This is a genomic window from Streptomyces sp. NPDC047072, assembly GCF_040643855.1.
GTDB lineage: Bacteria > Actinomycetota > Actinomycetes > Streptomycetales > Streptomycetaceae > Streptomyces.
Genome location: NZ_JBEYVC010000355.1, coordinates 1 through 2,401 on the forward strand (window position 1 = coordinate 1; position 2,401 = coordinate 2,401).

General features: G+C 76.8%; 2 protein-coding genes. One reads left to right on the top strand and one right to left on the bottom strand.

The genetic code is table 11. From position 1 onward, the window contains the following. The coding region (locus tag ABZ896_RS52590) for a LuxR C-terminal-related transcriptional regulator (RefSeq protein ID WP_360946605.1) at window positions 1-969 on the top strand (969 nt) is incomplete at its 5' end. A gap of 111 nt (window positions 970-1,080) precedes the next feature. Here ABZ896_RS52590 and ABZ896_RS52595 read toward each other — a convergent pair. Then, window positions 1,081-2,401: CHAT domain-containing protein (locus ABZ896_RS52595; RefSeq protein WP_360946608.1), on the bottom strand; the 1,321-nt coding region annotated here is incomplete at its 5' end.

Consider the following 2,401-nt stretch of genomic DNA (forward strand, 5'->3'; position numbering starts at 1 on the left):
ACCCGGGCGATCGCGGCAGCCGACGTAAGGGACGTTCCGACGCCGACGGGGGAGTGGCTCCTGGACGAGGGCCATGGAGTACCGGCCCGGCACGCGGCCGTACGCGCGCGCTTCGCACGCCTGCGGGGGGAGCTGCGGGAGGCCGCGGCCTGGGCGAGGGAGGGACTGCGGGAATCCGGCGACGACCCGTCCTGCCGCCACGAACTCGCCCTGGCCGCGGCGCAGTCGGGGGCGTCGGAGTGGGTCGGTGAAGCGGACGCCGCGCGGAAGGACACCCTCGCCGCGCTCGCCGCCGATCCCGCCGACGCCCGGCCCACGAAGTCCTCGGCCGAGTCCGACAACCCCCACCCCGTCACACGTACCCGTCGGCCGAGCGGCGCAGCCGACTCGCGGGAGATCGCGGGAGGTTCGGCGGCCACCTGGTGGGCCGCCGCCCGCGGTGACCTCGACGCGGTGCTCGACACCGTCGCCGAGGAGCCCTACGACGCCGTCCGGCTCGGTGTGCCCGAGCGGGCCGCCGACCGGCTGACCGGTGTCTTCGCCGCCCACGCCCGCGCGCTCGCCGAGGGCGACGGACCGGGCCTGGACCGCGCGGCGCACGCGCTGGAGGCGCGCGGCTTCCTGCTGTTCGCCGCCGAGGCCCACGCCCACGCCGTACGGGTCCACCGCGACCCGAGCGCGGCCCGCACCGCACGCACGCGTGCCGTCGCTCTGGCCCGCCGCTGCCAAGGGGCCCGTACCCCGGCCCTGTCCGGCCTGGTCCTCGGCGAACTCACCGCGCGGCAACGGCAGATCGTCACCCTCGCCGCCGCCGGGCTGAGCAACCGCCAGATCGCCGAGAAGCTCACCCTGTCCGTCCGCACGGTCGGCAACCACCTCTACAGCGCGTACGCCCGCCTCGGCGCGAGCGACCGCGGCGCCCTGCCGTGGCTGGTGGAGCTGCCCGAGCCCGAGGTGCAACCGGCCTGAGCGACGGCGTCCAGGACCGGGCGGTCTGACCCCCAGTATTCGGGGGAGGGGTCAGGCCGCCCACACCCGTCACAAAAGCCCTGTCACACACGCCCTGTCAGACACGCCCCGTCACGCCGCCCCGAACGCCGAGAACGCCCACCCCGTCGCCTGATGCACCGTGTCCCCCGGCAGCGCCCCGCGCGCGTCCCGCAGCGCCTCCGCCAGCGACAGCCCCGCGCCCACCCCCTTGTGCAGCGCGAGCATCAACGGCACCACCGCCTCGTCGTTCACCGGCGCACTGCACGCCACCACCCCCGCCGTGCCGAGCGGCAGCAACGCCGTGACCAGGCCGAGGAGTTCGTCCGCGCCGACCGAGGCGAAGCGGGCGGTGTCGCAGCAGGACAGGATGATCCGGTACGGGCTGCGGTCCAGTCGCTCGAAGTCGTGCACGATGAGCGGCCCGTCGGCCATCCGCAACGCCGAGAACAACGGGCTGTCCGCCCGGAACTCGCCGTGCGCGGCGATGTGCGCCAGCGCCGCCCCGTCGAGCTCCCGCAACACCCGCGGCACCCGGGCCTCGTCGTGCTCCAGAACCGTCGCCGAGCCGTAGCGGTCGGCGAGTTGGGGCACCTCCGCGCCACCGGTCGCCAGCCCCGGCCCGCGCACCAGCACCTGACGGCCCCCGGGCGGCGGCGCGGTCTCCTTCGCACGCAGCCAACTGGTGGCCGACGGCGACACGCTGAACACCCGGTCCCGCAGCGACGGCAGCAGCGCCCACGGCACCCGGTGCAGCCGCCCCGGCGGCACGATCACGACCGGCCCGTTCCCCAACCGCGCGGCGGCCGGGCCCAGCAGCAGTTCCTCCAGCCGGCGCCCGGCGGCCTCCACGACCGGCAGCCGCGCCTCCGCGCCGGGGTGCGCGAGCCGCCGTAGCCCGGCCTGCACATGCTCCGCCTCGCGCTCCGCGTCCGCCAGCAGCCCGGCCTCGTACCGCCGCACCCGCCCCTGCCCGCACAGCAGCACCTGGACACGCCCGTCGAGCACGGCCAGTTCGACCAGCCGTACGTCGTCACCCAGCCGTTCCAGCAGCCTGTTCGGGTCGAAGCGGTCGCCGTCGCCGGGCGCGTCGCCCCGCGTGTGATGGCTGCGGGAGCGGATCTCCCGTTCCAGGCGCCGCTGTTCGCGCTCCAGCGCCGGCACCGGACGGCCCTCCATCCGGGCCTGCTCCGCGCGGGCCGCGATCTCCCGGTACGCGGTCAGGTCGCCGAGCAGCGCCGGGTCGGCGGGCGGCCGGGTCGGCGGCGCCGACAGCGCGGTGGCCCGCCAGCGCTCGCTCCACACCAGCAGCCGCCGGGGACCGCCCGAGGCGAGCGAGGCCTGCTGGGCCAGCGCGGCCAGTTCGGCGCCCTGCGCGGTGGCGCGGGCCCGCAACTCCGAGGCGCCCAGGGTC